General features: G+C 73.0%; 22 protein-coding genes and 1 pseudogene. 13 read left to right on the top strand and 10 right to left on the bottom strand.

What is annotated here, in order from left to right:
• Positions 1-180: 180 nt before the first annotated feature.
• Entirely contained in the window at positions 181-732 is a 552-nt protein-coding gene (locus ACZZ9K_RS11160) for an MFS transporter (protein WP_463444062.1), read from the top strand.
• A 12-nt stretch (positions 733-744) separates the two neighbouring features.
• On the opposite strand, the gene ACZZ9K_RS11155 is transcribed toward ACZZ9K_RS11160, so the two are convergent.
• From ACZZ9K_RS11155 to ACZZ9K_RS11130, 6 genes are all read right to left on the bottom strand, one after another.
• Positions 745-2,268, bottom strand: a complete 1,524-nt coding sequence (locus tag ACZZ9K_RS11155; RefSeq protein ID WP_463444061.1) for a helix-turn-helix domain-containing protein — start codon at positions 2,266-2,268, stop codon at positions 745-747.
• Positions 2,265-3,359: a DUF917 domain-containing protein gene (locus tag ACZZ9K_RS11150; RefSeq protein WP_111055261.1), complete on the bottom strand. Its 1,095-nt coding sequence runs from the start codon at positions 3,357-3,359 to the stop codon at positions 2,265-2,267. Before ACZZ9K_RS11150 ends, ACZZ9K_RS11155 begins: the two co-directional genes overlap by 4 nt.
• A 100-nt stretch (positions 3,360-3,459) precedes the next feature.
• Positions 3,460-4,584, bottom strand: a complete 1,125-nt coding sequence (locus tag ACZZ9K_RS11145; RefSeq protein ID WP_017887750.1) for a DUF917 domain-containing protein — start codon at positions 4,582-4,584, stop codon at positions 3,460-3,462.
• Positions 4,581-5,768: a DUF917 domain-containing protein gene (locus ACZZ9K_RS11140; RefSeq protein WP_463444060.1), complete on the bottom strand. Its 1,188-nt coding sequence runs from the start codon at positions 5,766-5,768 to the stop codon at positions 4,581-4,583. The genes ACZZ9K_RS11145 and ACZZ9K_RS11140 overlap by 4 nt, the downstream gene beginning before the upstream one ends.
• Complete coding sequence (locus ACZZ9K_RS11135) at positions 5,765-7,321, bottom strand: hydantoinase/oxoprolinase N-terminal domain-containing protein (protein ID WP_042538007.1); 1,557 nt, start codon at positions 7,319-7,321, stop codon at positions 5,765-5,767. The genes ACZZ9K_RS11140 and ACZZ9K_RS11135 overlap by 4 nt, the downstream gene beginning before the upstream one ends.
• Positions 7,322-7,438: 117 nt before the next feature.
• Entirely contained in the window at positions 7,439-8,806 is a 1,368-nt protein-coding gene (locus ACZZ9K_RS11130; protein ID WP_463444059.1) for a purine-cytosine permease family protein, read from the bottom strand.
• Between the two features lie 175 nt (positions 8,807-8,981).
• On the opposite strand from ACZZ9K_RS11130, the gene nucS reads away from it, so the two are divergent.
• The 11 genes and pseudogenes from nucS to ACZZ9K_RS11075 all read left to right on the top strand — a co-directional run.
• Positions 8,982-9,677 carry an endonuclease NucS gene (nucS, locus tag ACZZ9K_RS11125; protein ID WP_463444058.1) on the top strand — a complete coding sequence of 232 codons (696 nt, stop codon included), beginning with the start codon at positions 8,982-8,984 and terminating at the stop codon, positions 9,675-9,677.
• A gap of 236 nt (positions 9,678-9,913) precedes the next feature.
• A complete protein-coding gene (locus ACZZ9K_RS11120) occupies positions 9,914-10,144 on the top strand; it encodes a hypothetical protein (RefSeq protein ID WP_148053811.1) in 231 nt (76 codons plus the stop codon).
• Between the two features lie 12 nt (positions 10,145-10,156).
• On the top strand, positions 10,157-10,369 hold the full coding sequence (locus tag ACZZ9K_RS11115) for a hypothetical protein (RefSeq protein ID WP_185002932.1): 213 nt from the start codon (positions 10,157-10,159) through the stop codon (positions 10,367-10,369).
• A gap of 159 nt (positions 10,370-10,528) precedes the next feature.
• Positions 10,529-12,442: an alpha/beta fold hydrolase gene (locus tag ACZZ9K_RS11110; protein ID WP_463444057.1), complete on the top strand. Its 1,914-nt coding sequence runs from the start codon at positions 10,529-10,531 to the stop codon at positions 12,440-12,442.
• On the top strand, positions 12,442-13,038 hold the full coding sequence (locus tag ACZZ9K_RS11105; protein ID WP_463444056.1) for a DUF5819 family protein: 597 nt from the start codon (positions 12,442-12,444) through the stop codon (positions 13,036-13,038). The genes ACZZ9K_RS11110 and ACZZ9K_RS11105 overlap by 1 nt, the downstream gene beginning before the upstream one ends.
• Positions 13,035-13,859, top strand: coding sequence for a class I SAM-dependent methyltransferase (locus ACZZ9K_RS11100; RefSeq protein WP_463444055.1), 825 nt, complete (start codon positions 13,035-13,037; stop codon positions 13,857-13,859). Before ACZZ9K_RS11105 ends, ACZZ9K_RS11100 begins: the two co-directional genes overlap by 4 nt.
• Positions 13,856-14,794 (top strand): ABC transporter ATP-binding protein, encoded by a 939-nt coding sequence (locus tag ACZZ9K_RS11095; RefSeq protein WP_463444054.1) that lies wholly within the window; start codon positions 13,856-13,858, stop codon positions 14,792-14,794. The genes ACZZ9K_RS11100 and ACZZ9K_RS11095 overlap by 4 nt, the downstream gene beginning before the upstream one ends.
• Positions 14,784-15,980, top strand: coding sequence for an ABC transporter permease (locus tag ACZZ9K_RS11090; RefSeq protein ID WP_138802249.1), 1,197 nt, complete (start codon positions 14,784-14,786; stop codon positions 15,978-15,980). The genes ACZZ9K_RS11095 and ACZZ9K_RS11090 overlap by 11 nt, the downstream gene beginning before the upstream one ends.
• Positions 15,981-16,262: 282 nt before the next feature.
• On the top strand, positions 16,263-16,937 hold the full coding sequence (locus ACZZ9K_RS11085) for an HAD hydrolase-like protein (protein WP_138802248.1): 675 nt from the start codon (positions 16,263-16,265) through the stop codon (positions 16,935-16,937).
• Entirely contained in the window at positions 16,934-18,214 is a 1,281-nt protein-coding gene (locus ACZZ9K_RS11080; RefSeq protein WP_138802247.1) for an MFS transporter, read from the top strand. Before ACZZ9K_RS11085 ends, ACZZ9K_RS11080 begins: the two co-directional genes overlap by 4 nt.
• A 314-nt stretch (positions 18,215-18,528) precedes the next feature.
• Positions 18,529-19,074 (top strand): annotated as a pseudogene (locus ACZZ9K_RS11075) (ArnT family glycosyltransferase); the annotation flags it as partial.
• A 1,356-nt stretch (positions 19,075-20,430) separates the two neighbouring features.
• Here the strand turns inward: ACZZ9K_RS11075 and ACZZ9K_RS11070 are convergent.
• Both ACZZ9K_RS11070 and ACZZ9K_RS11065 read right to left on the bottom strand, forming a co-directional pair.
• The gene (locus ACZZ9K_RS11070) at positions 20,431-21,264 is read right to left on the bottom strand and encodes an SDR family oxidoreductase (protein WP_463444053.1); all 834 of its coding nucleotides are present in this window, start codon (positions 21,262-21,264) and stop codon (positions 20,431-20,433) included.
• Between the two features lie 106 nt (positions 21,265-21,370).
• Positions 21,371-22,012 carry a nucleoside/nucleotide kinase family protein gene (locus tag ACZZ9K_RS11065; RefSeq protein WP_138802244.1) on the bottom strand — a complete coding sequence of 214 codons (642 nt, stop codon included), beginning with the start codon at positions 22,010-22,012 and terminating at the stop codon, positions 21,371-21,373.
• A 54-nt stretch (positions 22,013-22,066) separates the two neighbouring features.
• Between ACZZ9K_RS11065 and ACZZ9K_RS11060 the strand changes: the two genes are divergently transcribed.
• Positions 22,067-22,435: a VOC family protein gene (locus tag ACZZ9K_RS11060; protein ID WP_185974070.1), complete on the top strand. Its 369-nt coding sequence runs from the start codon at positions 22,067-22,069 to the stop codon at positions 22,433-22,435.
• Positions 22,436-22,444: 9 nt separating this feature from the next.
• On the opposite strand, the gene ACZZ9K_RS11055 is transcribed toward ACZZ9K_RS11060, so the two are convergent.
• Both ACZZ9K_RS11055 and ACZZ9K_RS11050 read right to left on the bottom strand, forming a co-directional pair.
• Positions 22,445-22,885 (bottom strand): NUDIX hydrolase, encoded by a 441-nt coding sequence (locus ACZZ9K_RS11055; RefSeq protein ID WP_111057291.1) that lies wholly within the window; start codon positions 22,883-22,885, stop codon positions 22,445-22,447.
• A gap of 453 nt (positions 22,886-23,338) precedes the next feature.
• Positions 23,339-23,929 carry a TetR/AcrR family transcriptional regulator gene (locus ACZZ9K_RS11050; protein WP_463444052.1) on the bottom strand — a complete coding sequence of 197 codons (591 nt, stop codon included), beginning with the start codon at positions 23,927-23,929 and terminating at the stop codon, positions 23,339-23,341.
• Positions 23,930-23,960: the final 31 nt, after the last annotated feature.

The following is a 23,960-nucleotide window of genomic DNA, read 5'->3' as shown; positions in this document are numbered from 1 at the left end:
TCACGAAGTTCCAGGACGAGCACCGCTTCGAGCAGCCGGTGTCGACCGACACCAGCCCGGTCGCGACCCCGCTCACCCGCTGGCAGGTCTGGGCACAGCCCTCGACGCTGCTCATCGGCGTGATCGTGCTCGGCATGGCGCTGGCCGAGGGGGTCCGCGAACGACTGGCTGCCCCTCGCGATGATCGACGGCCACGGGCTCGACAACGCCGGTGGTGCTGCCGTGCTGACGGTGTTCCTCGCCGCGATGACCGCCGGCCGCGTCGCCGGCAGCCCGCTGATCGACAAGTTCGGCCGCGTGCCGATCCTGCGCATCAGCGCCGCCGTCGCAGTGGTCGGCCTCGGCATGCTCATCTTCATCGACAACGTGCCGCTCGCGATCGTCGGCGTCGTGCTCTGGGGCCTCGGCGCCAGCCTCGGCTTCCCGATGGGCATGTCCGCCGCGGCCGACGACCCCCGCACCGCGGCCGCCAAGGTCAGCGCGGTCGCGACGATCGGCTACGTGGCGTTCCTGGCCGGGCCGCCGCTGATCGGGTTCCTCGGTGAGGAGATCGGCCTGCTCGGCGCGCTGCTGATCGTCTTCGTGTTCATCATCGCGGCCGGCCTGGCCTCGGGTGCGGCCCGCGAGACCGGCGCCGCCGCCCGGCCCGCCCGCGGGACCGACAAGAGCACGACCGAGCACGAGCACGACACCGCGACCAGCGAGACCGAGAACGCCAGCGACCGCAGCTGACGCAGCGAGCCCTCAGCCGCCGTCGCCCGCCCGCGCCCGCGTCGCCAGGTGCAGGGCGAGCCGGGTCTCCGGGTCGGACAGGTCCACCCCGAGCAGCCGCTCCACCCGCGCGATGCGGTCGGACACGGTGTTCCGGTGGACCCCGAGCACCGCGGCGGTCTCGGCGATCGACGACTCCGCGTCCAGGTAGGCGGCGAGCGTCGTCAGGAGCGCGCCGCCACCGCGCTCGAGCGGTGCGAGCAACTGCCGCGAGGCCGGCAGGAACGTATCCGTCTGCGTCCACGCGAGCAGCAGCTGCGCGAGCCCGAGCCGGTCGACGTGCACGAAGTGCCCCGACTCCGGACGGCTCGCGGCCAGGCGAGCGGCGTCGCCGGCCTCGCCGAGCGTCCGGACCAGCCCGGCAGGGCCCGCCTGCAGACTGCCGACGCCCACGTTGGTCTCCACGGTGGTGCGGAGCGTGTTCTGCGCGCGCCGCAGCCGACCCGCGATGTCGGCCACTGCCTCCCGGCCGGGTTCGTCGGGTTCCGACAGCCACAGCACCCAGCCGTCCGCCTGTTCGACGACGACCGCGTCGAGTCCCTCGGCGCGCACCGCGGCGTCGACCTGCTGGCGGAGCGCGACCAGGTCGACGCCCTGCCGCGCGACCACGCGTGCGCCGACGTGCCAGGCGTCCAGCCGCCACCCGGCGGCGATGGTCCGCTGCACGAGCTGCGGGGCGGGCGCCCCGTCCGCCGCGCGGAGTTCGTCGAGCATCGCCATCCGGTAGCGGGCGTCACGCTCGTCGTCGAGCCGGGTGAGCAGCAGCCGGTGCCCGACGGCGACGGCGGCCACCTGCAGGGCACTCGCGACCACCTGCTGTTCGGCGGCGATCGGGACGGGCAGGCCGACGGCCAGCCAGGCGCGCGGTCCGATGCCGGTGCCGACCGGGATCGCCACGAGCGTCTCGTCGACGCCCTCGGCGGTCAGCACGTCGCTCGTGCCGGCGCGGCGGACGAGCACGGCGCGGGCCGCGTCGTCGACCGCGGCTCCGCGGAGCGCCAGGCCCGAGGCGTCGAGGAACCGCACCGGGTGGCCGAGCGAGCGGTCGAGCCGGGCGAACAGGTCGTCGAGTTCGGGGCCGGCGTCGAGCGCGACGCGGGAGGCGTCGAGGGCTGCCCGGGCCGCCGGACCCATCCCGGTGCCGATGAGTTCGTGCAGGCGGACCGAGGTCGCCCACGGGTCCGGGGTGGCGAGCACGGCGACGCCGAGCCGGTCGGCGAGCGTCGTGGTGCCGGGGCCGAGTTCCAGCGCCCCGTCGACGACGAGCAGGGTGGTGCCGGCGGCGGACGCCCGGCGCAGCAGCACGTCGAAGCGCGCGTCCGCGCGGTCGACGGGGGTGAGCAGCACGACGACGTCGTCGCCCTGTGACAGGGACCGGCCGACCTGGTCGGGGGTCCCCACGACCCCGCGGACGCTCCGGACCGCGGTGCTGCCGGGGCCGACGAGCAGGCGGGTGCCGAGTGGCAGGAGCGGCAGCAGGTCGCCGACGGCGTTCACGCGAGCACCTGGCCCACGGCCTCGGGCACGACGTCCGCGTCGATGCCGAACGCCCGCGGTCCCATGCGCGCGGTGCGGTCGGGGTCCGCCCACCACCACGGCGCCGACGGCAGCACGAGCACCGCGAGCTCGTTGCCGACCCGCGTGCGGTCGGTCGCCACCGGCGCGAGCGAGCGCGCGTCGACGACGGTGATGACGCTCGGGGTGCTGGCGACCGGCAGGCCGTCGACCAGGCAGTGCACGTACTCGCTGCCCGCCTCGACCCGGGCGACCGCACCGGTGCCGGCGTCGCGGATGGCCAGGCTGCTGCGGACGAAGGCGAGCGCGTCTCCTTCGCGCTGGACGTCGATGACCCGGCCCTGCGCGACGACCCGGCCGCCGATGAGCGCGGCGAGTTCCGCCGCGTCGCGTGCGCCACCCGCGGCACGTCCGATCCGGAGCGCGCGCTGCACGCTGCCGACGACGGCCCGCTCGCGCAGCAGCGCCACAGGGACCGGGCCGATCGCGAAGGCCGCCCAGCCGCCGCTGTGCGAGACGGCCTCGCGCCAGACGGTCTCGACGTCGTGGGGGTGCCGGGCGTCGACGACGATCCGCAGACCGCTGGTGGTGGCCGCGGCTGCCGTGACCGTCGTGGTCGGGCCGACGAAGACCGACAGCTGGTCGATGCGCGGGACCGCGCGGCCGACCAGGTCCGCGTCGACGAGCGGCAGTCCGGCGGCGTGTGCGGTGAGGGCGGCGGCCGGTCCGGTCACGCCGCCGATCTGCGCGGCGACCACGGCGTCGGCACGGGTGCCCGTCCAGCGTTCGACCGCCGCGAGCGCGGCCGGCAGCTCCTCGCCGCTCGGCATCTTCTCCTCGAGCACGGTGGTCGACCCGATCAGCCCGACGGCCACCACCGATCCGAGCGCGGGGTCGTCGAGGTCGACGACCGGCACGCTGCGGTCGCCGAGCGCGAAGCGGAGCGCGCTGACCATGTGGTCGACGCGGCCGCCACCACCGCAGCCGAGCAGGGCGGTGCCGCGTCCGAAGACGGTCGCGTCGTCGGCCTGGAGGCCCGCCACACCGCCGCCCCGCCGCTCACCCTGGTCCATGGGTCCATTCTGCTGCCGTGGTCGCGTCTCGGGGCCCGAGCCCGGGGCCGGGGGGGTCGGGTGTACGGGCCGGGCGCCGGCGTCGGCGCGCGGCCGTTCGTCAGCCGACCGCCGGGGCGGCCGGGCGGACGTGCTCGTGCAGGTCCTCGACCGGGACGAACGGTTCGTCGAGCCCGAAGCACGACGGCCCGAACACGGCGAGCGCCTCCGGGGTCCGCATCAGGTCGGGCGTCGAGATCCCGATGACCCGGACGCGCTGCCCGAACCGCAGCCGTTCGGTGGTGATCGGCTCGGCGGTCTCGGCGTCGAGGACGCAGATCAGGTCGGGCACGACGGCGACGAGCTGCCCGTCACGCCGGGCGACGAGGTTCTCGTTCTGGAACCGGAGTTCGAGCTCGGAGCCGTCGGTCCCCTGCACGGTGGCACGACCGCGGGCGAACCCGTCGACCGTGCGGCGCTCGACGTCGACGACCTTGCCGTCGAACAGCTCGCGCAGGTGCGTGTAGATCGTCGTGCCGAGGGCCTCGGCGAGCGCGTCGATGGGGTCGCGGTGGGCTTCGCGGGCGACTCGGATGGCCCGACCGACGGCGAGTGCCAGGGAGAGCGTGCGCGGGACGGCGGTCTCCCGCACCTGGCGGCCGGACATCGCGTACTCGGCGATGTAGGCGACGCCGCCGAGCCGGATGGTGACCCCGCGGGCGAGCCACTCCATCTTCTTGTTGTCCGTGCCGGTCTCGATGATGACGCCGTGGCCGTTCTCGTCGCTGATCGCCAGTGGACTGCCGGGGACCCCGTAGACCGAGAACGTCTCCATCTGCAGCTCGGGGAACGCGCGGCCCATGCCGTCCGCGTCGACCACGGGCAGGCCACCGGTGGCGCCGACGAGCAGCGGGATCATCGAGTTGATGCCGCCGCACTCGATGGGCATCGTCGCGGTCGCCGTCCGGCCCAGGTGGGCTTCGAGCCGACGGAGGGCGCCGAGGGGTTCCGGTCCGGCCGGGATGCGTTCGAGCACCACGGTCGGTGCGCCCATCTGCGCGGTGGGGATGACGAGGGCGTCGTCGGGCACCTCGGACGGGTCGAGGATCGTGACGGGGCCGTGCTGTTCGATCGCAGCACGGACCAGGAGCATCCCGATGGTGGGGTCGCCCCCGCCGCCGGTGCCGAGCAGCGCGGCGCCGCGGGCCAGGTCGGGCAGGTCATCGACGTCGAGGATCCAGCTCATCGGTTCTCTCCCGTGCTCAGTTCCCCCGCGCTCGTGGTGCCGTCGTGGCGGACCGCGGGGGTGTCGTAGCCGAAGTACCGCGGGCCGGCCAGGCGCAGGCCGTCCGGGGAGTGCCAGCGCTCGTCGGCCGGCGCGGTGACGATCCGGATGCGGGCGCCGAAGCGCAGGGCTTCGGTGGTGATGGGCTCGCCGGTCTCGGCGTCCAAGGTGATGATGAGGTCGGGAGCCGTGGTGCGGACCTGGCCGGCCACCTCGACCAGCAGGTGCTCGTTCTGGAACAGGAGCACCGCCTCCAGGCCGGTGTCGCTGCCGGAACCGGCGATGCGGGCCGTGCCACGGGCGAACCCGGTGACGGTCTTGCGCTCGATGTCGGCGACCTTGCCCTGGAACACGACCGTGCCGCCGAGGACCTCGGTGACCGCCGTGACGGGGTCGGTGTTCTCGCCGCGTGCGCGGACCAGCGTCTCGCCGAGCCGGACGCTCAGCGACAGGCTGCCGCGGACGAACGACTCCTTCACCTGCGCACCGGACATGGCGTACTGCGCCGTGATCGCGGAGCAGCCCATCTCGACCGTCGCCGTGCGGGCGAGCCGTTCCGCCCACCGGTTGTCCACCGTGTCGAAGACGGCGGTGTTGCCCTTCTCGTCGGCCAGGGCCATCGGGGTGGCACGGACCCCGGACAGGGTCGGCAGCACCATCTGCACCTCGGGGAAGGCGCGGCCCATGCCGTCGCCGTCGACCAGGGGCAGGCCGAGCTCGGCAGCGGCGACGATCGGGGTCGTCGAGTTCACACCGCCGACCTCGATGCAGGCCAGGTGGGTGGGGGTGACCCCGAGGAACGCCGACAGGCTGCGGATGGCCTCGGCGAACTGGCCTGCGGACGGCAGCTTCTCGACCATCACGGTGGGGGCGCCGATCATCGCGACCGAGAGCACCACGGCGTCGTCCGGCAGGTCCTCGACCTGGACGATCTCGACCGGGCCGTGGGCGCGGACGGCGGCCTCGGCGAGCAGGCGCCCGATGTAGGGGTCACCGCCGCCGCCGGTACCCAGGATCGCGGCGCCACGGGCGAGGGCGGAGCAGTCGGCGCCGATGGTGGTGAGGGGCGCGGTGGCGGCGTGCGTGGCGGCGTGGGGCGCTGCGTGCGCGGCGGCGGCGCGGGGCGCGGCCTGCGTGGCGCTCATCGGACCAGCGCCCCGAGTGCCAGGTCGCCGACGGCCTTGGCGCGGATCCGCGTCGCGTTGCCCGGCAGGTACGGGATCGGGACCTCGTCAAAGTCGACGATGTCCACCGAGCCGGGGTCGGCGCCGGCCGCGATGGCCCGGTCGACCGCCTCTTGCCGGGCCTCGTCGACCACGGCGGACCGGCGGCCGTCGCTGATCGCGTAGACCTTGTCGACCTCGCCGCTGACCTGCGCGATCGCCGCACCGATGGCGTTGGCGACCGAGTAGTGCTCCGGGCGGTGCACGGTGCCGAGTCCGGGCAGGGTGTCCGGCAGCAGCACCGAGCCGCCGCCGACCGCCACGACGGGCAGCGGGTCGGACGAGGTCCGCATCCGCTCGACGATGTCGGCGACGCGCTCCGCGATGACGTCGAGCGCGCGGGCGGCGACCTCGGCCGGCACCCCGGCGACGAGCGACGGGTCCCCGATCGCACCACGGCCGCCGCGGACGGCCACGTCGGTGGCGGTCAGGGTGGTGCCGCCGAAGACCAGGCCCTCCTCGGTCAGGCGGTACCCGACGGAGTCCGGACCGACGACGCTGCCGTCCTCGCGGATGCGGGAGCCGCCGCCGATGCCGACGGACAGGACGTCGGGCATCCGGAAGTTCGTGCGGATGCCGGCGACGGCGACCTCGCCCGTGGCCTCACGGGGGAAGCCCGCGGTCAGGACGCCGACGTCGCTCGTCGTGCCGCCGACGTCGACGACCGCGCAGGTGTCGAAGCCGGACAGCACCGCTGCGCCACGCATCGAGTTCGTCGGGCCCGAGGCGAACGTCGCGACCGGGTAGCGACGGGCGTACTCGACGTCCATCAGGGTGCCGTCGTTCTGGCTCAGGAAGAGCGGTGCGTCGATGCCGCTGCCCGTGACGGACCCGGACAGGCCGTCGACGATCCGGTCGGCGAGCTCGCGGAGTGCCGCGTTGATGATCGTCGCGTTCTCGCGCTCGAGCAGCCCGATGCGACCGATCTCGGACGACAGCGAGAACGCCACGTCCGGCCCGAGCTCGGCGGCCATGATCTCCTGCGCGCGCTGCTCGAACTCGTCGTTGATCGGGGAGAACACGGACGAGATGGCGACGGAACGGATGCCCGCGGCCGCGATGGCACCGGCGTGCCGCTTGAGTTCCTCGGGGTCGAGCTCGGAGATGACGCGGCCGTCGAACTCGTGCCCGCCGTGGGCCAGGAACGGTTGCGCGTGCACGGCCGACACCAGGTGCGCGGGCCAGTCCGTGAACGGGGGCAGCGACGCCGTCGCCGGCAGGCCCAGGCGGACGGCGGCGGTGGGGGCGAGGCCGCGTGCCTCGACCAGGGCGTTGATGAAGTGGGTGGTGCCGATCATCACGCCGTCGATGTCGGTGGGGCCGAAGGCGTGCTGCTCGCGCAGGCCGTCGAGCGCGGCGACGATGCCCGAGGTGACGTCGGGGGTGGTGGACCGCTTGACCGCCGCGCGGACGGTGCTGCCGTCCATCAGGACGGCGTCCGTGTTGGTGCCGCCGACGTCGATGCCGATGCGCATGGGGGTTCCCTTCGGTGGTGCTGGTCGCGGGGTGGTGCTGGGGGGGGGGGGACCGGCCGCGCCGTCGCGCGGATCAGGGGTGCGGCGACGCGACCGGCCGTTCGGGGAACGCCCGGGTCAGGCGGCCGGGGTGGCCGGTCCGGCGACCGGGGCCGCCTCTGTCCGACTGACACCGACGCCGCGGATCAGCCCGACCTTGCCGGCGACCACGTAGAGCACGAAGGCGATGACCACGGAGTTGATCGACGGGATGCCGACGGCGACGAAGTACCCGATGAGCGAGGCGACCGCCCAGATGACCAGGGTGGCCGGCACCCAGGTGGGCGAGGTCGCCGGGATGTTCTCGGCGTCGCTCAGCTCGCGGCGCCAGCGCTTCACGACGAAGTACTCCGCCACCATGATCCCGGCGATGGGCGGGAAGACGACCCCGAGCACCGACAGGAACGGTGTCAGGGCCCCGAGGAACCCGACCGCGGCGAGCACCGAGCCGACGACGCCCATCACGAGCGTCACGAGCCCGCGGTTCACCTGCTTGCCGAACACCGCGTCGATGAAGTTCGTGACGCCGAGGCTCGAGCTGTAGATGTTCCAGTCGTTGATCTTGAACGTGCCGAGCAGGATCACGAGGATGCCGACCCAGCCGACGCTCGACGTGATCACACGGGTGATGTCCGCGGAGCCGACGGCGTGGGCGAGCAGGACACCGGCAAGGCCGATGACGTACTCGCCGAGGGTCACGCCGAGCAGCGTCTGCTTGACGACGTCGCCGACCGACCGGTTGAAGCGGGTCATGTCCGGCGTGATCACCGCACCGACGATGAACCCGCCGGCCACCAGGGTGGTCCCGGCCACGAAGCTCAGCTCCGGACCGGCCGGGGCACGCGCCGCGAGCTCGGCGATCGAGTGCCGGCTCAGCTCGACGATGACCGCCCAACCGACGAGCACCAGGAACAGCGGCACGGTCACGTTCGCCAGCCACTGCATCGAGTGGAACCCGCGCAGGACGATCGCGGTGACGAGCAGCCCGAACACGAGCGACCACGCCCAGGCGGGCAGGATCGGCAGGATCGAGACCAGGCCGGCCGCCGAGACGCCCGACTGGATGCCGAACCAGCCGATCAGGCTCAGCCCGATCGCCAGCCCGACCAGCGCGGAGCCGGCCTTGCCGAACCCCGTCCAGCGGGCGATGACCGAGGTGTTCAGGCCCTCCTTGACGCCGATGACGCCGACGAGCACCGAGACGATCTCCAGGATCACGGCGCCCAGGGTGATCGCCCAGAAGGCGTCCCAGAAGCTCATGCCGAAGCCGAGCGTCGCACCGAGCAGGAACTGGGACAGGGCCGAGATCTGCCCGAAGCGCTGCACGGCGACCTGGAACCAGCCGTAGCGCGCGGACATCGGAACTCGGCTGAGCGAGTAGTCGTCGACGGCGACCGACTCGGAACGGGGGGTTCGTGGTGCTGACACTGCGGTCTCGCTGGCCATCGTGGCTCCTCGGGGAGGGGTGTCGGCGTGGGCCGATCGGGGTGGGAGCCACGGTAGGACGGCATCGGATTGCGGTACATGTGCAGAACGTCGTTACGGGCATGTGAATCCGTGCGGGCCGCACAGGCCGCGCGCCTCGTCCGGCCGACGACACCGCGCCGGTTAGGCTTCCGGGGTGCGTCTCGTCATCGCCCGGTGCTCCGTCGACTACGCGGGCCGGCTCTCAGCCCACCTGCCGCTCGCGACCCGCCTGCTCATGCTCAAGGCGGACGGCTCCCTGCTCGTGCACTCCGACGGCGGGAGCTACAAGCCGCTGAACTGGATGAGCCCGCCCTGCTCGATCGAGATCACCGAGCCGGACGACGAGCAGTCGAGCGCCGGCATCACGCAGGTGTGGACGGTGACGCAGAAGAAGACGCAGGACAAGCTCATCGTCTCCCTGTACGAGGTCGTGTCCGACGAGACCCACGACCTGGGCGTCGACCCGGGCCTGGTGAAGGACGGGGTCGAGGCGCACCTGCAGCAGCTCCTGGCCGAGCAGATCGAGCTCCTCGGTGACGGCCACACCCTGGTCCGCCGCGAGTACATGACGGCGATCGGACCGGTCGACATCCTGGCCCGCGACGACGCGGGATCGAGCGTCGCGGTCGAGATGAAGCGCAACGCCAACATCGACGCCGTCGAGCAGCTCACCCGGTACCTCGAGCTCATGAACCGCGACCCGCACCTGCGTCCGGTGCAGGGCGTGCTGGCGGCGCAGACGGTGGCACCGCAGGCACGAACCCTCGCCGAGGACCGCGGTATCCGCGTCCTCGTGCTCGACTACGACGCGATGCGCGGCATCGAGGGCGGCCACACCCGCCTGTTCTAGAACAGGCCGGACCCGGGTCCTCCTTCTGGGGTACGGAAACCTGAGGTTTCCGTGTCAATCGCATGTGACGCCCCTCGAAAGAGGGGGTGAACCTGCGACCCCTGTGACCAAACCTGTAAGAGTTGACAGGGGGAGTCGCGGGGCGACCGGCGCAGCTGTCCTCCGTCATCTCGTCGCCCTCCGGGGCGGTGCCGGCCGTGATCGATGTCGATAACGGAAGAGGAATGGGGAAGACCATGACGTCACTCGCGTCACGTGTGAACAGCGATCGATCGATCGCGAACCTGCAGATGGACCGCACCAACTGGTCCGGAGCACCAGGGGAGCTGCCCGTGCTGGCCACCCCGGCCACCGTCACGGCCGCTGCCGCGTTCGTGGCAGCCAACAAGGGAGCGGTCGCCGGCGCGGCTGCCTTCGCCGGGCTGTTCGGTGCCGGCGTGTGGGTCGGCGTCGCGACGGCCGACTAGGGGGTGGTGACGATGCTGCTCGAGAAAGTGAACGCGGACGCCGCGCTCGCGACGTTGCCCTTCGCCGACGTGTCCAGCCGAGGGTTGAGCGCCTCCGTCCCGGTCCTCGCGACGCCCGCCACGGCCGCGGCCTTCTGCCCCGGTTTCGTCGCTGCGTTCAAGGGCGCAGCGGCGGGTGCCGCCGCCTTCACAGCCGGGTTCACCATCGGTCAGGCCATCGGCTGACCACCTGTGCCGGCCGACGGTTCCTCGTCGGCCGGCACCCCGCTCGACCGCGCAGCGGTCGGGTCACGTACGTCCTCGTCCAGACGGGTCGCACAAGCGACTCCCTCGCCCAGGAGGCCACACACCCATGCACCAGCGACCCGCGAGCGGGGACCGAGCGTGAACGCCCGGTCCGTCCTCGCGCACTTCCCTCCGCTCCGCGCACCCCGTCTCCGGGCGATCACAGCCGGCATCGGCGACGTGCTGACCGCCGTGTCGCGACCGCGCACGGCGCTGCTCGCGGCCGAACGGATGAGCGCGGTCACGCAGGTGCTCAGCAGCGTCGAGTACCTCTTCAGCCGACGTGACCAACGTCCCGGCGGCCTGGGTGACTGGACGTACGGTCGCAGCGCGATGGCTACCCGGTTCCCTCGGCTGATGCCGTTCCTCGACCGCGTCTCGGACGAGAAGATCGACAACGTCGTCCACGTGCTCCGGATCGGCGCGGGGTTGTCGCTCTTCCTGCCGTTGCACGTGACGGCACACCGGGCCCCGGCGAACGCCTTCCTCGCTGCGAGCGCGCTCGTGCTGCACCCGAAGAACCACTACGGCTCGGACGGGTCCGACCAGCTCGCCTTCCTCGTGCAGACCTCGGCAGCCCTCGGCCGTGTCGGTCGCGGTTCACCCCGAGCGGCCGAAGCGGCGGTGTGGTTCCTGGCGATGCAGGCCGCGTTGTCGTACAGCGTCTCCGGCCTGGTGAAGATCGTGAGCCGGACGTGGCGGACCGGCGAGGCGCTCCCGGGGATCCTGCGCACCCGCACCTACGGCGACGAGGGCCTCTACCGGTTCCTGACCGCGCACCCCCGCCTCTCCCGACTCGCCGCGCACACTGTCCTCGTCCTCGAGACCGCGTTCCCGCTGGTCTTCGTGCTGCCGACCCGCGCGGCTTACGCGGTCGTCGGTGCGATGGCCGCGTTCCACCTGGCGAACGCGCGGTACATGGGACTCGCCCGGTTCGTGTGGGCCTTCATGGCGACCTACCCGGCCATCCTCTCGGTGGTGCAGGGGCGCGCGGCGCGGTCGCTGACGGCAGGCGCGCACCGCTCGCCCGCTCGGCTCCCGGCGATCGTCGCCTCGGTCACCGGCCTCCTCGCCGTCGTCGGCGTCGGTTCCGCGCTGGTGCGCCGCGCCGGGATCGAGCGAGCGGACGGGCCGGAGGCCCGGCGGCACCGCACCCCGTCACGGAACGTGCTGTCCTACCGCCTCCGGCGCGCACCCGGTGCGGAGGCTCTGCCGCTCGTCGTGTTCGAGAGCGGCCACCAGTCCTCCGCCACCTACTGGCACTGGTACGGCGAGGAGCTCGCCGGACGGGTCGACACCCTGTTCTACAGCCGTGCCGGGTACGGCGCGAGCAGCTACTTCTCACGTGACAGCTACAGCCTGCAGGAGTCCGTCGACGACCTGGTCGACCTGGTCGACGCGGTCGCCGCCGATCGGGACGTCGTGCTGGTGGGGCACTCGCTCGGCGGGTACCTCGTCACCCGTGCGGCGGAGCGTCTGGGATCACGGGTGACCGGGATCGTGCTCATCGACCCGACGCACCCGGGCGAGGTCGCCGTGTCCGCGGTGCAGGCCGAGGGTGCCCGCATGCTCGACATGTCGATGCGACTCGTCGCACCCTCGCTCCGGCTCGGACTCGGTGTGATGCTCGACGTCCCGCCGTGGGTGTCCCTGTACCCGGACGAGGTCGCAGCGCGGCTGCGGGCCGAACTGCGGGACCACGCCCTGTGGTCCACCGCCAAACGGGAGTGGACGAGCCTGTACCAGGTGTTCCGCGCACCGGTGGGGAGCCTGCCGACGACCTCGGCTCGTGTCGACGTCGTCGCTGCCGACCGGACCCTGCGGGAACACCCGCACCAGCGGGCGCTCGACGAGGAGTTCGTGGCCGCCGGTGCCGACGGTCGTCTCACCGTGGTCGACGGAACCGATCACCTCGGTCTCCTCGCCGACCGTGCCGTCGTCACCCGGATCGCCGCCGTCGTCCTCCAGCACACGACGCCGCGGGTGCCCGTGGAAGCGGAGGGTGCGCGCTGATGGGCCGCCGACCCGCACCCACCACCGTCATCACGACCGCCGTCGAGGCGGTGTTCGCCGGCTGGTTCGTCCTGACGCTCCTGACCCAGCACCCGCAGCGGAGCTTCGACCGGCTCCGCAGCCTGGACCCGGTCGGGCTGACGATCCCGAACTGGCGGTTCTTCGCTCCCGAGCCGGCCACCCAGGACTTCCACCTGATGTACCGGACACGCGGTGCGGACGGCCAGGTGTCCCCTTGGCACGAGGCCTCCAGCATCGTCCGCCGGCGGCTCGTGCACGCGTTCTGGTTCCCCGGCCGACGCCGTGAGAAAGCGTTCTTCGACGTCGGCATCGACCTCATCGCGCTCAACTCGCTCGACGTCGAGCAGATGCAGCAGGCGTCCTCGTACCGGCTCGTGGCCAACTACATCCGGCACGCCGTCGAACGCCGCGAGCGCGCCGGCGACCTCGAACCGGGCAGCGACGCCTTTCAGTTCATGGTGGTGCTCTACAGCGGCTACGACGAGTCCGGCGATCCCGAGTACCGCTTTGTCTCCGGGCTCGTCCCGCGGATCGAGGGTGCGGAACTGCCCGCGCCGACGGAGGACCGATCGTGATCGACAGCAACATCGACCGAGACCGGGACCGGGACCGGGACCGGGACCGGGACCGCCAGGACATCGACCGCTCCGGTGGGTACGGCGGAGCGTGGGCGAGCGTCTACGACCGGGTGTTCGAGCACGGTGGCGCGCTCGAGGCCGAGGCGCTCGGGAGCCTCGTCGCCCCCGAGTCCCGGATCGTCGAACTGGGTGCCGGGACCGGCCGGGTGGCGATCCCGCTGGCGCGCGCGGGACACACCGTGCGCGCCGTGGAGGTGTCGTCCGCGATGGTTGATCGCCTGCGGGACAACCTCGGTGCCGAGGACGCCCCGACCCGAGCCCGGACGACGGTGGTCGACGCGGACATGCGGGACCACTCCGAACCGAGCGGATCGGCCGACCTCGTCGCCTGTGTCCTCGGCTCGATCTCCTGCCTGCCCGACCCGGCCGACCGGGAAGGCGTTGTGCGACGAGCCTCGTCCTGGCTCGCGCCGGGTGGCCACCTCGTGGTCGAGGCGTACGACCGAGCGACCGCGGTCGGCAGGTTCGGCATCGAGCCCCTGCCGGTCGTCACCGAACGCCCGGACGGTGCACGCCTGACGTCGACCTACCGTCTGGACACGGCGGCGGACACCTGGTCCGTCGCGCACCGGTGGGAGGAACCGCGGTCCGTGACGCAGTTCGACGAACGGGTCGCCTTCGTCGAGCCCGACGAACTCGCCGCGTGGGCGGAGGACGCCGGCCTCGAACGGGTCGCGCTGCTCGGCGACTGGTACGGCACGCCCTACGAAGCGGGCGAGAACCCGCTCTGGGTCGCGGTCCTCCGGCGGCCGGCATGAACCCGGCCGGCACCATCGAGGTCCGCGACCTCGACAAGCGCTTCGGGTCCCGGCTCGTGCTCGACGGGGTCTCCTTCACCGTGCCGTCGGGGCAGGTCACCGGCTTCATCGGCAGCAACGGCGCCGGCAAGAGCACGACGATGCGGATCCTGTTGGGCCTGCTCGAGGCCGACGACGGGACGGTCTCGGTCGGTGGGCGCCCGATCGACTCCGCCTACCGCAGCGGCATCGGGTACATGCCCGAGGAACAGGGTCTGTACCCGGAGATGCGGGTCGGTGACCACCTCGTGTACCTGGCCCGGCTCCACGGCATGGGACGCCGACAGGCTCGTGCCGAGGTCGCGCGGTGGGGGGACGTGCTGGGGATCCGGCATCGTTTCGGCGACGTCGTCCGTGAACTCAGCCTGGGCAACCGGCAGCGTGTGCAGCTCGTCGCCGCCTTGCTCGGCGACCCCACGGCGCTCGTGCTCGACGAACCGTTCTCGGGCCTGGACCCGAGCGGCGTCGACGCGATGGGCGCGGTCCTCGCCGACACCGCACGATCCGGCCGCCCGATCCTGTTCTCGAGTCACCAGCTCGACCTCATGGAGCGCGTGTGCGACCGGGTGGTCATCATCCACGACGGGCGGATCGTCGCCGAGGACCGGGTCGACGACCTCCTCGAGGGGACGGAGAACCTCCACGTCGTGCGCACCGCCACCCCCGTCGCTCCGGGTGTGCTCGCCGAGCTCGGTGCGGACGTCGTGACGAGCGGCCGCCATGCGCTCAGCGGCACGACGACCGATCCGGATCGCCACGTGGTCCGGGTACCGTCCGGCACCGAGGCGGACGTCTTCCGACGCCTGGCCGCCGGCGTCGACGTGATCGGCGTCGAGCGGGCCCGCGCGACCTTGTCCGACCTCTACCGAGACGCGGTGACGCAGGATGCTCTCTGATCGACCACGGCTCGACCTCCGACAGGTCGGCCACATCGCCGGCCGCGAGGTCCACGTCGGACTGCGCATGCGGTCGTTCTGGATCGGCATGGTGGTCAGCTGTCTCTTCATCGTGGCGCTCGCGCTCGTGCCCGGACTGCTGGCCGGCAACACGGCCCCGACCGCGCTCGCGTTCGCCGCGACGCCCGAGGCCGTCGCCGCGCTCTCGGCGGACGACCGGGGCGCGGTCCCCGGCGTGGACATCCGTCCCGTCGACTCCGCGGGCGAGGCGGCCAGGGCCCTCGATGCCGGCGACGTCGCGGGGACGGCAGCGGTGGCCGACGGCCGGGTCACGGTCACGATGGCCGACAGCGCCGACGAGGCCGCCGGCCTGGCCGTCGCAGCCGCGATCAGGACCGGCACACTCGAGATGATGGTGGCCGACGCCACCGGGAGTCCGGTCTCGGTCCCCGAACCGGTGGTCCGTGCCGTCTCCGATTCGTCCGGCGACGCAGCACGACTCGTGCTCGCGTACGTCGTGTCCATCGTGCTGTTCACCCAGATCGCCGGCCTCGGCGGGTCGGTCGCGCAGGGAACGATGGAGGAGAAGACGACGCGGGTCGTCGACATCCTGTTCTCGCGCGTGCGCCCCGTGTCCCTGCTCGTCGGCAAGGTCGTCGGCACGGGGCTCTTCGGTCTCATCCAGATGGCGATCCTCGCCCTCGTCGGGATCGGCGCCGTGCGGGTGTTCGGGACGGCTGGCCTGCAGGACCTCATCGCCCCGGCGGCGCTCGTCAGCATCATGTGGTTCGTCCTCGGGTTCGCCTTCTACGGCTTCATCTACGGGGCGGTCGCCGCCACCGCGAAGCGGCCGGAGGCACTGTCCTCGTCGTTGCTGCCACTCCAGCTGCTGAACGCAGCGGTGTTCGTCGTCGCGATCCTCGCGCTCCAGGGCATCGGGGATCCGTGGGTCCGCGTGATGAGCCTGATCCCGCCGTTCTCCGCGATCCTCATGCCGATGCGGCTCGCTGCCGGCGAGGTCGCCGGTGTCGACCTCGTGGCGTCCGTGGCGGTGATCGCCGCGGCCACGGTGATCGCCGCGGTCGGCGGCGCGAGGGTCTACCACCGGTCCATCACCGGCCGCCGCAGCCGTCTCCGCAGGCCGGTCCGCTCGCCCCGGGCCCGCCCGCAGCACCCGAACCCCTGACAAGCACCACACCCACCGCACAACACCGACAGGAGCACAACGTGGAGACCACAACAATCATCTGGATCGTCGTCATCGCCGTGATCGCCGGCCTCTCGCTCACCGCCGGGGGTTGGTTCTCGCGGAAACGCCGCTGATCGGCGAGCGCCGTCGGTCGACGTCGCCCTCCGAGCGCTACGAGGACCGTCCGGTCCCCGGCCTGGAGGCGCGGCGCCGGTCCACCCCGTCGCCGCCGCGACCCCGGGTGGTCGCCCGCCACCGCCCGGCTAGGGTGGACAGGACATGACCAGCCCGTTCTCCGCCATCCTGTTCGACCTCGACGGCACCATCAGCGACTCCGCGCCGGGCATCCTCGAGAGCCTGACGCACACCTTCCGCACCGTCGGCGTCCCGGTGCCGGACCACGACACCCTGATGTCGTTCGTGGGCCCGCCGATCATGGACACGTTCCGGGTCGCGATGGGCATGGACGACGAACTGGCCGACCGCACCCTCGCCGTCTACCGCGAGCACTACTTCTCGCACGGGGCGCTCGACTCCGCGATGTTCCCGGACATCGACGTCGTGCTGCGCACCCTGCACCAGGCGGGGCTGCCGATCTCGACGGCGACGAGCAAGCCGGAGACCCCGGCGACCTACATCCTCGAGCACTACGGGCTCACCGGGGACATCGACATCATCACGGGTGCGAGCGACGACGAGGTGCGGTCGAGCAAGGCCGACGTCGTCGAAGAGGCGCTGCGACGCCTCGAGGCCCACGGCTTCGACATCAGCCGCCCGGTGCTGATCGGCGACCGGAAGCACGACGTCGAGGGCGCGACCGTGCACGGCGTCCCGGTCGTCTTCGCCGAGTGGGGCTACGGCTCCCCCGACGAGGCCGAGGGCACCATCGCCCGCGCCGCCACCCCGCTCGACCTGCTGCCGATCCTGCTGCCGTCCGCGACGCCGTCCGCATGAGCGGCGACGTCGTCCGGCGCGGGCTCCGCGGTGCCGCCTGGCTGCTGCCGGCGGCGATCGTCCTGATCGCACTGAACTTCCGCGGTCCGATCGTCGCGACCGCCCCGGTCATCGGCGACGTCCGCGCCGACCTCGGCCTGACCGCGACGATCGCCGGGCTGCTGACCACGATCCCGGTGCTGTGCTTCGCCCTCGCGACGCCGTTCGCCAGCTGGGTCATCGCGAAGGCCGATCCCGAGCGCGCGGTCTCGCTGTCGCTCGTCATCGTGCTCGCCGGCACCGTCGTGCGCTCGATGCCCTCGTCGGCGGCGCTGCTGATCGGCACCGCGGTCATCGGCATCGGCATCACGATCGGCAACGTGGTGATCCCGGTGGTCATCCGGCGGGACACCTCACCGGAACGCGTCGGCCTGGTCACCGGCGTGTACACGTCGGCGCTCAACGTCGGGTCGATGATCACGTCGCTCGGCACCGCTCCCCTGGCCGCACTGTGGGGCTGGCCGGTCGCCATCGCGATCTGGGCGGTCTTCGCACTGATCGCCGCCGCCGCCTGGACCTACGCGGTCGGTGCTCGGGCCGCCTGGCGACGCCCGCTGCCGTCCGAGCGGGACGAACCGCTGCCCGTCACCGGGCCCATCGACCAGGTGCTCGACACCGGGGCGATCCGGACCGCCCGCGCCGCCGAGGCCGCACGGGTCGCCGCCGCCGAGCCCATCCGACCGGCGAGACGGCTCATCACGTGGGGCCTGACGCTCGCCTTCGGTGGTCAGGCGTTCTCGTACTACGCCCTCACCGCGTGGATCCCGACGCTGCTGCACGACGAGATCGGGTTCTCGAAGGCGTCGTCGGGCGCCAGCTCGTCGGTGTTCCAGATCCTGGCCGTCGTCGGGGCGCTCGGTGTCCCGTTGCTCGCGACCCGGTGGCGTCCGGCGGCGATCATCGCCCTGGTCGGCACGCTGTGGCTGGCGATGCCGCTCGGGCTGCTGTTCGCCCCGCAGCTCTGGTTGCTGTGGTCGGTGCTCGGCGGCGCGGCCCAGGGTGGCGGCATCACCGTGATCTTCATCGTGATCGTTCGGATCGTCTCGAGCGACGCCGACGCCCGCCGGATGTCCGCGTTCGTGCAGGGCGGCGGGTACCTGCTCGGCTCGGCCGGGCCGCTCGTCGCCGGTGCCCTGCACGGTGCGACGGGGAACTGGACGGCACCGCTGCTCGTCGTGCTCGTCGCGGTGCTCACCCTCGGCGTGGTCGGGACGTTCGCCGCGCGACGGGTGTCCTGACCCCGAACCCGAACACCGGCTGAGACCCCGCTCCGGCTCGCCCCCCGAAGGGCTGACCGACGGGGCCCGCACCCGCACGACCCCTCAGCGCACGGACCGGCTTGGGGGCGAGCTGGCGGCACGGTCCCGGCCGGTCGTCACCCCGGACCGCCAAGGTCCGGAGGGTGGACATCCGACGACCCGCCCGGTGGCGGGACCAGCCGCTCACAGCACGGCTCACCCTGTTCGTCATCGCGGCCGGTACGACCGTGCTGCTCGCCTGGAACCTGGGCCGTGGCGGGGACTTCAGCTTCTACCAGGCGTCGGCGCGGTCGATGTCCGAGTCGTGGCGGGCACTGCTCTCCGGTTCGTTCGACCCGTCGGCGACGGTGACGCTCGACAAGCTCAGCGGCTTCGCGGTGCCGCAGGCGCTGAGCATCCGGCTGTTCGGGCACTCCACCGCCGCGATCGCGTTCCCCCAGGTCGTCGAGGGGCTCGTCACCCTGTGGGCCTGCTCGTTGGTCGGACTCCGCTGGGCCGGGGTCGGCACGGGCCTCGTCGCCGCCGCCGCAGCCGGGTCGACGCCGGTCTTCGTGTCGATGTTCGCGCACCCGATGGAGGACGGCATGGTCACGGCCGCGCTGGCCGTCGCCCTGCTGTGCTGGCAGCACGCGGCACTGACCGGGCGCTGGTGGCCGCTCGTCGCCGCGGGCCTGGCGGTCGGCGTCGGGTTCCAGGCGAAGATGGTGCAGGCGTGGTTCGTCCTGCCGGCGCTGCTCCTCGGCACCCTGCTCGCCACGGCGCGGCACGACGGCGGCCCGCTCCGCCTGGGCATGCGGGTGGTCCGCGCCGGGGTGCTCGGGATCGTCGCGGTCGGGGCGTCCCTGTCGTGGGTCACGGCGCTGGCTCTCACCCCGTCCGGTTCGCGGCCCTGGGTGGACGGCTCCACCGACGACAGTCCGCTCGCGATGGTGTTCGGGTACAACGGCATCGACCGGTTCCTGCCCGGCGCGGTCCCCGGGTCCGTCCGGTCGTTCGCCGTGCCGGTCGGCCCGCACACCTGGCGCGGCGGCGCGGCCGGGTTCGGCAAGCTGCTCGGACCGCACCTGGCATCGCAGGTCGCCTGGCTCCTGCCCGCGGCGGTGTTCGGCGTGGTGGTCGCGACCGTGGTGCTCGTACGGCGACGAGTGGAACGGCTCGACGGCCCCGGTTCCTCGTTCGGGCACACGTTCGACACCCGTGCCGGATCCGCCACCCTGGCCGTCCTGGTCGTCTGGTTCGGCACCGCGGCGGCCGTGCTGTCGGTGGCCGCGGTGCCGCACACCGCCTACGTCGCCGCGATCGGTGTGCAGCTCGCCCTGCTCGCCGCCCTCGGGTGGCGCGGTGCGGTCGGACTGGTCCGCGCGCGGTCACGGGTGCTCCGGGCGCTCCCGGTCGTCCTCGCCGTGGCGCAGCTCGGCTGGGTGGTGTTCCTCGCCCGGGGCACCGCGATGCCGCGCGTGCTCGCCTGGCCGGCGATCACGCTCGCGACGGTCGCCGTCGTCGCCGGCGTGGTGGCGGTGTGGTGGCGACCCCGCTGGGAGGCGACGCGCGGACCGCGCCGGCACCAGGCCTCCCGGACGGCCATCGCGCTCACAGCCGGACTCGCGCTGCTCGCCGGACCCGCCGCGTTCTCCCTGCAGGCCCTCGACGCGACCCGCGACGGCAGCGGCGTCGACGCGTCGGTCGGGCCGTGGCCCGCGCGTTGGCCGGCCCCGATCGGCAGCCCGGACGTCTTCCACGTGTCGCGCCCGGACCCCTGGGGCGGGTCGACGCCCTACCCGCGCGCACTCCGCCGGCTCGTCGCGACCGCGCGACGGCTGGAGGGAGACCGGCACGACGAACCGCTGTTCCTGACGGACACGTGGCGCGTCTCCGCGCCGATCATCGACGCGACGGGCCTCCCGGTGCTGACGGACGGCGGGTTCTCGGGTACCGTGCCCGTCTTCACGGCGCAGCAGATCCGCCGGAGGATCGCCGACGGCCTGCACGTCCTCGTCGTCGAGGCCCACGCGCCGCGCACCGACCCGGTCCTGCGCGCCGCACTGGCCGGGGGCTGCCGGGCGGTCACGGGGGTCGCGCGGCACGCACGTCCGCCGGTGCGACCGCGCCGGACCGCCGGCATCACGTGGACGGTTTGGCACTGCGGGCTGCCCGGGCCGTCGGTCGGACCCGGTGCGCACCACCACCGCCGAGGATCAGCTCGCGGCGAGCACCTCGCGCAGGGACATCGGCGGACGGCCGGTGATGCGTTCGACGTCGCCGGACACGTGCGCGAGCGCCCCCTCGGCGATGGCCGTGTAGGTGCTCACCCAGGCGTCGGCCTGCCACGGCTCCGGGTTCCACTGCGCACGTGATGCGTACGCCTCGTCGAGGGTCTCCGGGTGGTAGCTGACGGTGCGGCCGCGGACCTCGGACACGATCGCCGCCGCCTGGGCCAGGGTGATCGCCTCGGGGCCGGTCAGCTCGTACGTCTGGTCGCGGTGGGCGTCCGGGTCGTGGAGCACCGCGGTCGCGACGCGGGCGACGTCGGCACGGGCGACCGCGGCCATGGCGCCGTAGCCGGCCGGGCCGCGGATCACGCCGTCCTCGCCGACCAGGTCCTCGACGAAGTCCAGGTAGAAGCTGTCGCGCAGGAACGTGAACGCCATCCCGCTGTCGCGGATCGCCTGCTCCGTCGCCCAGTGGTCGCGGCCGAGCGTGAAGGTCGCGTCGGGAGCCGCGCCGAGGAACGACGTGTAGACGACGTGCCGCACGCCTGCGTCGGCCGCCGCGGCGACGAACGCCCGGTGCTGGTCGAGGCGGTCCTGGGCCTCGGCCGCCGAGACCATGAGCAGCACCTCGACGCCCTGCAGCGCCGCTCGACTCGCGTCGGCGTCGGCGAAGGTCGCGACGGCGACCTCGGTGCCCGGGAGTTCCGGCGCACGCGAGGCGTCGCGCACGAGCATCCGGAACGGCACGGCGTCCGCGGCGAGCGCCGCGCTCACGGCGCCCCCGATGTTGCCGGTCGCTCCGGTGATGGCGATGGTCATGGTCGCTCCTCGTGTCGGTGTCGGTGTCGGTGTCGCGTGGTGGTGGTCGGGGTCTCGTGGTTGTCGGGGTCGCCTGGTGGTCGTCGACGGTCGCGTCGGTCGGTGGTCACGTCCACACCGTCCTGGAGGCCCGGATCACCGTGGGCGCGACCCTCGCGGCGTTCACGCCGTCCACCTCCACCGCCCATGCGCGGGCGGCGTCGTGGTCGCGGCCGTGCCGCATGTGCCGGCCGACCAGGCGGTCGAGCCGCACGTCGTCGTCGACGGCGCAGAACCAGGTCTCGGTGAAGAGCGCCGGCAGCGCCGACCACGGTGCCGTGTCGTCGAGCAGGTAGTTGCCCTCGGACACCACGAGTCGGGCTGCGCGGGGCACCGCGATGCTGCCGGCGACGGGCTCGTCCACGCGACGGTCGAAGTCCGGTGCCCACACCACGTCCTCGTCGGCGGCGACGAGTCGGCGGACGAGCGCGACGTACCCGTCGGCGTCGAAGGTGTCCGCCGCGCCCTTGCGGTCGTGCCGGCCGAGGGCGTCGAGCGCCGCGTTCGACAGGTGGAAGCCGTCCATCGGGACCTGCACCGCGGTGCCCGCACCCAGGCGGTCGTCGACGGCGGTGACGATGCGGCGGGCGAGCGTGGACTTGCCGGCACCAGGTGCTCCGGCGATCCCGAGCACGGTGCGGTGGCTCGAACGGGCCAGTTCGACGGCACGCTCGACGGCCTGGTCGACGGTCGTGCCGGAGTCGCTCACGGCTTCATCCTCGCAGAGCGCACCGACGGCGGGCCGCGGTGGTTCACTTGCCGCATGGTCGATGCGACGAAGGCGTTCAGCGGGTTCTCGGTGCGCGACGTGCCCGAGGCGAAGGCGTTCTACGAGGACGTCCTGGGGGTCGAGGTCGCCGAGGACCACGGCATGCTCTTCCTGCAGCTCGGCGGCGGACACCAGGTGCTCGTCTACCCGAAGGGCCCGGGTCACGAACCGGCGGCCTTCACGGTGCTGAACTTCCCGGTGCCGGACATCGACGCGGCGGTCGACGAGCTCACCGCGAAGGGCGTCGTGTTCCTGCAGTACGAGGGGGTGACCGACGATCGGGGTGTGAACCGGAAGGGCGGGCCGCTCATCGCCTGGTTCACCGACCCGTCGGGCAACGTCCTCAGCGTCATCGAAGAGTGACGCCAGCGGTCAGCGGGACAGGGCACCCGCCCAGCCGAGGGCGATCGGCACGAGCAGGCCGTGGCGGTGGTGCGGGAGCTCGGCGACGGGGATCCACCGCGACTCGTCGGTCGAGCCGTCGAGCTCGTGCCGCAGTGCTCCCCCGGTGACGGTCGCCCGGAAGACCACCTGCACGGCCTTCATCGGCCGGCCGTTGGCGTGGATGCGGCGTTCCGCGGGGACGATGTGGTGCCGGACCCCGAGCAGGGCACCGGCCTGGGCCTCGTACCCGGTCTCCTCGCGGATCTCGCGCACGACGGCCTGCTCGACGGTCTCGTCGAACTCGACCCCGCCGCCCGGCAGCGTCCACGTGCCCGCATCGGGGTGACGCAGCTTCGCCAGGAGCACGCGGTCACCGTCCGTGATCACGCCGTAGGCGGCGAGCCGGGTGTCGTAGTCCGTGTACTCCATGGGCCGACCATGCCAGGTGGGTGCACCGACGTCTGCCAGCCGCGCCGGGCCTCCAGGCCGTGGACCGGGGTGGGGCGGACGCTCCACCAGGCCACCGACCGGTCACGACCCCCGCGGCCCGCACGCCGAGCGGTCACAGACCGTCGGCCCCGACGCCCGCGGACGACGGAACGTGACCACGCGACGCAGCCCGTGCGGTGTGTCGCGACCACCCCGCGGGCCGGGAGGCGCGAGTCGCCGCCGCCACGGGCCTCCCGGCCGTCCGGCGTACCGTCGGGACGTCCACGCCGGCGCGCGGTCAGGACACCCCGATGGCTGCCCGCCGAGCGGTCACAGACCGTTGCTTGCGGCACCGCCAGACGACGGAACGTGACCACGCGACACTGCACGCGCGGGGAGTCGTGACCGCTCGCCGCGCAAGGCCCCGGACCCGACGTGCTCGCCCGACCCGGATCAGGCGTCGGCGCGTGCCGCCGCCCAGCCCACGCGCATCCGGGCGGCCGCCCGGTCGAAAGCGCTGAGCGGCTCCCCGTCGTCGCGGATGACGGACTGCAGCTGGAGCCCCTCGTACAGCGCCATGAGCTGCTCGGCGGCGTGCCGGGGCGAGGCGCCACGGGACTCCCGGCCGGCGACGACGTCACGGACCAGGGCGAGGGTGACGTCCTCGAACGCCCGCGTGTACTGCGTGCGGAACCACCCGGCGGCCGGGTGGTCGGGGTTCGAGGCGGCGCTGAGCACGGCGACCCGGAGTCGCACGAGGGCCGGGTCCTCGACGCCCGCGGCGAGCCGGGCTCGCAGGTAGGCGACCGTGCCGTCCAGCTCTGCGATCGGCCAGAGCTCGCGTCGGCTGCCGTTGTTCCACTTGTCCATGACCGCGACCACCAGCAGTTCCCACATCGGGTATGCCCGGTGGAACTCGTCGGCCGTGACCCCGGCGTGCTCGGCGACCTCGTCGGGCCCGACGCGGTGGAAGTCCCCGGCTCGGTAGGCACTGATCGCCCCGGCGACGATGCGTGCGCGGAGGTCGACGTCGGTCGTGGGCATGCTGACGATTGTGCGGGGCCGGTCAGCGGCC

This window comes from Curtobacterium sp. AC268 (assembly GCF_979258745.1).
Note: the sequence above shows the minus strand (reverse complement) of the source record. Positions and strands in the feature narration are given on the sequence as shown.

What these genes read in the sequence shown, in the direction of transcription:
- ACZZ9K_RS11160 (WP_463444062.1), top strand. Translation starts at nt 181, where the DNA reads ATGATCGACGGCCACGGGCTCGACAACGCCGGTGGTGCTGCCGTGCTG.
- ACZZ9K_RS11150 (WP_111055261.1), bottom strand. Translation starts at nt 3,359, where the DNA reads ATGGACCAGGGTGAGCGGCGGGGCGGCGGTGTGGCGGGCCTCCAGGCC.
- ACZZ9K_RS11145 (WP_017887750.1), bottom strand. Translation starts at nt 4,584, where the DNA reads ATGAGCTGGATCCTCGACGTCGATGACCTGCCCGACCTGGCCCGCGGC.
- ACZZ9K_RS11140 (WP_463444060.1), bottom strand. Translation starts at nt 5,768, where the DNA reads ATGAGCGCCACGCAGGCCGCGCCCCGCGCCGCCGCCGCGCACGCAGCG.
- ACZZ9K_RS11135 (WP_042538007.1), bottom strand. Translation starts at nt 7,321, where the DNA reads ATGCGCATCGGCATCGACGTCGGCGGCACCAACACGGACGCCGTCCTG.
- ACZZ9K_RS11130 (WP_463444059.1), bottom strand. Translation starts at nt 8,806, where the DNA reads ATGGCCAGCGAGACCGCAGTGTCAGCACCACGAACCCCCCGTTCCGAG.
- ACZZ9K_RS11120 (WP_148053811.1), top strand. Translation starts at nt 9,914, where the DNA reads ATGACGTCACTCGCGTCACGTGTGAACAGCGATCGATCGATCGCGAAC.
- ACZZ9K_RS11115 (WP_185002932.1), top strand. Translation starts at nt 10,157, where the DNA reads ATGCTGCTCGAGAAAGTGAACGCGGACGCCGCGCTCGCGACGTTGCCC.
- ACZZ9K_RS11105 (WP_463444056.1), top strand. Translation starts at nt 12,442, where the DNA reads ATGGGCCGCCGACCCGCACCCACCACCGTCATCACGACCGCCGTCGAG.
- ACZZ9K_RS11095 (WP_463444054.1), top strand. Translation starts at nt 13,856, where the DNA reads ATGAACCCGGCCGGCACCATCGAGGTCCGCGACCTCGACAAGCGCTTC.
- ACZZ9K_RS11090 (WP_138802249.1), top strand. Translation starts at nt 14,784, where the DNA reads ATGCTCTCTGATCGACCACGGCTCGACCTCCGACAGGTCGGCCACATC.
- ACZZ9K_RS11085 (WP_138802248.1), top strand. Translation starts at nt 16,263, where the DNA reads ATGACCAGCCCGTTCTCCGCCATCCTGTTCGACCTCGACGGCACCATC.
- ACZZ9K_RS11080 (WP_138802247.1), top strand. Translation starts at nt 16,934, where the DNA reads ATGAGCGGCGACGTCGTCCGGCGCGGGCTCCGCGGTGCCGCCTGGCTG.
- ACZZ9K_RS11070 (WP_463444053.1), bottom strand. Translation starts at nt 21,264, where the DNA reads ATGACCATCGCCATCACCGGAGCGACCGGCAACATCGGGGGCGCCGTG.
- ACZZ9K_RS11060 (WP_185974070.1), top strand. Translation starts at nt 22,067, where the DNA reads ATGGTCGATGCGACGAAGGCGTTCAGCGGGTTCTCGGTGCGCGACGTG.
- ACZZ9K_RS11055 (WP_111057291.1), bottom strand. Translation starts at nt 22,885, where the DNA reads ATGGAGTACACGGACTACGACACCCGGCTCGCCGCCTACGGCGTGATC.
- ACZZ9K_RS11050 (WP_463444052.1), bottom strand. Translation starts at nt 23,929, where the DNA reads ATGCCCACGACCGACGTCGACCTCCGCGCACGCATCGTCGCCGGGGCG.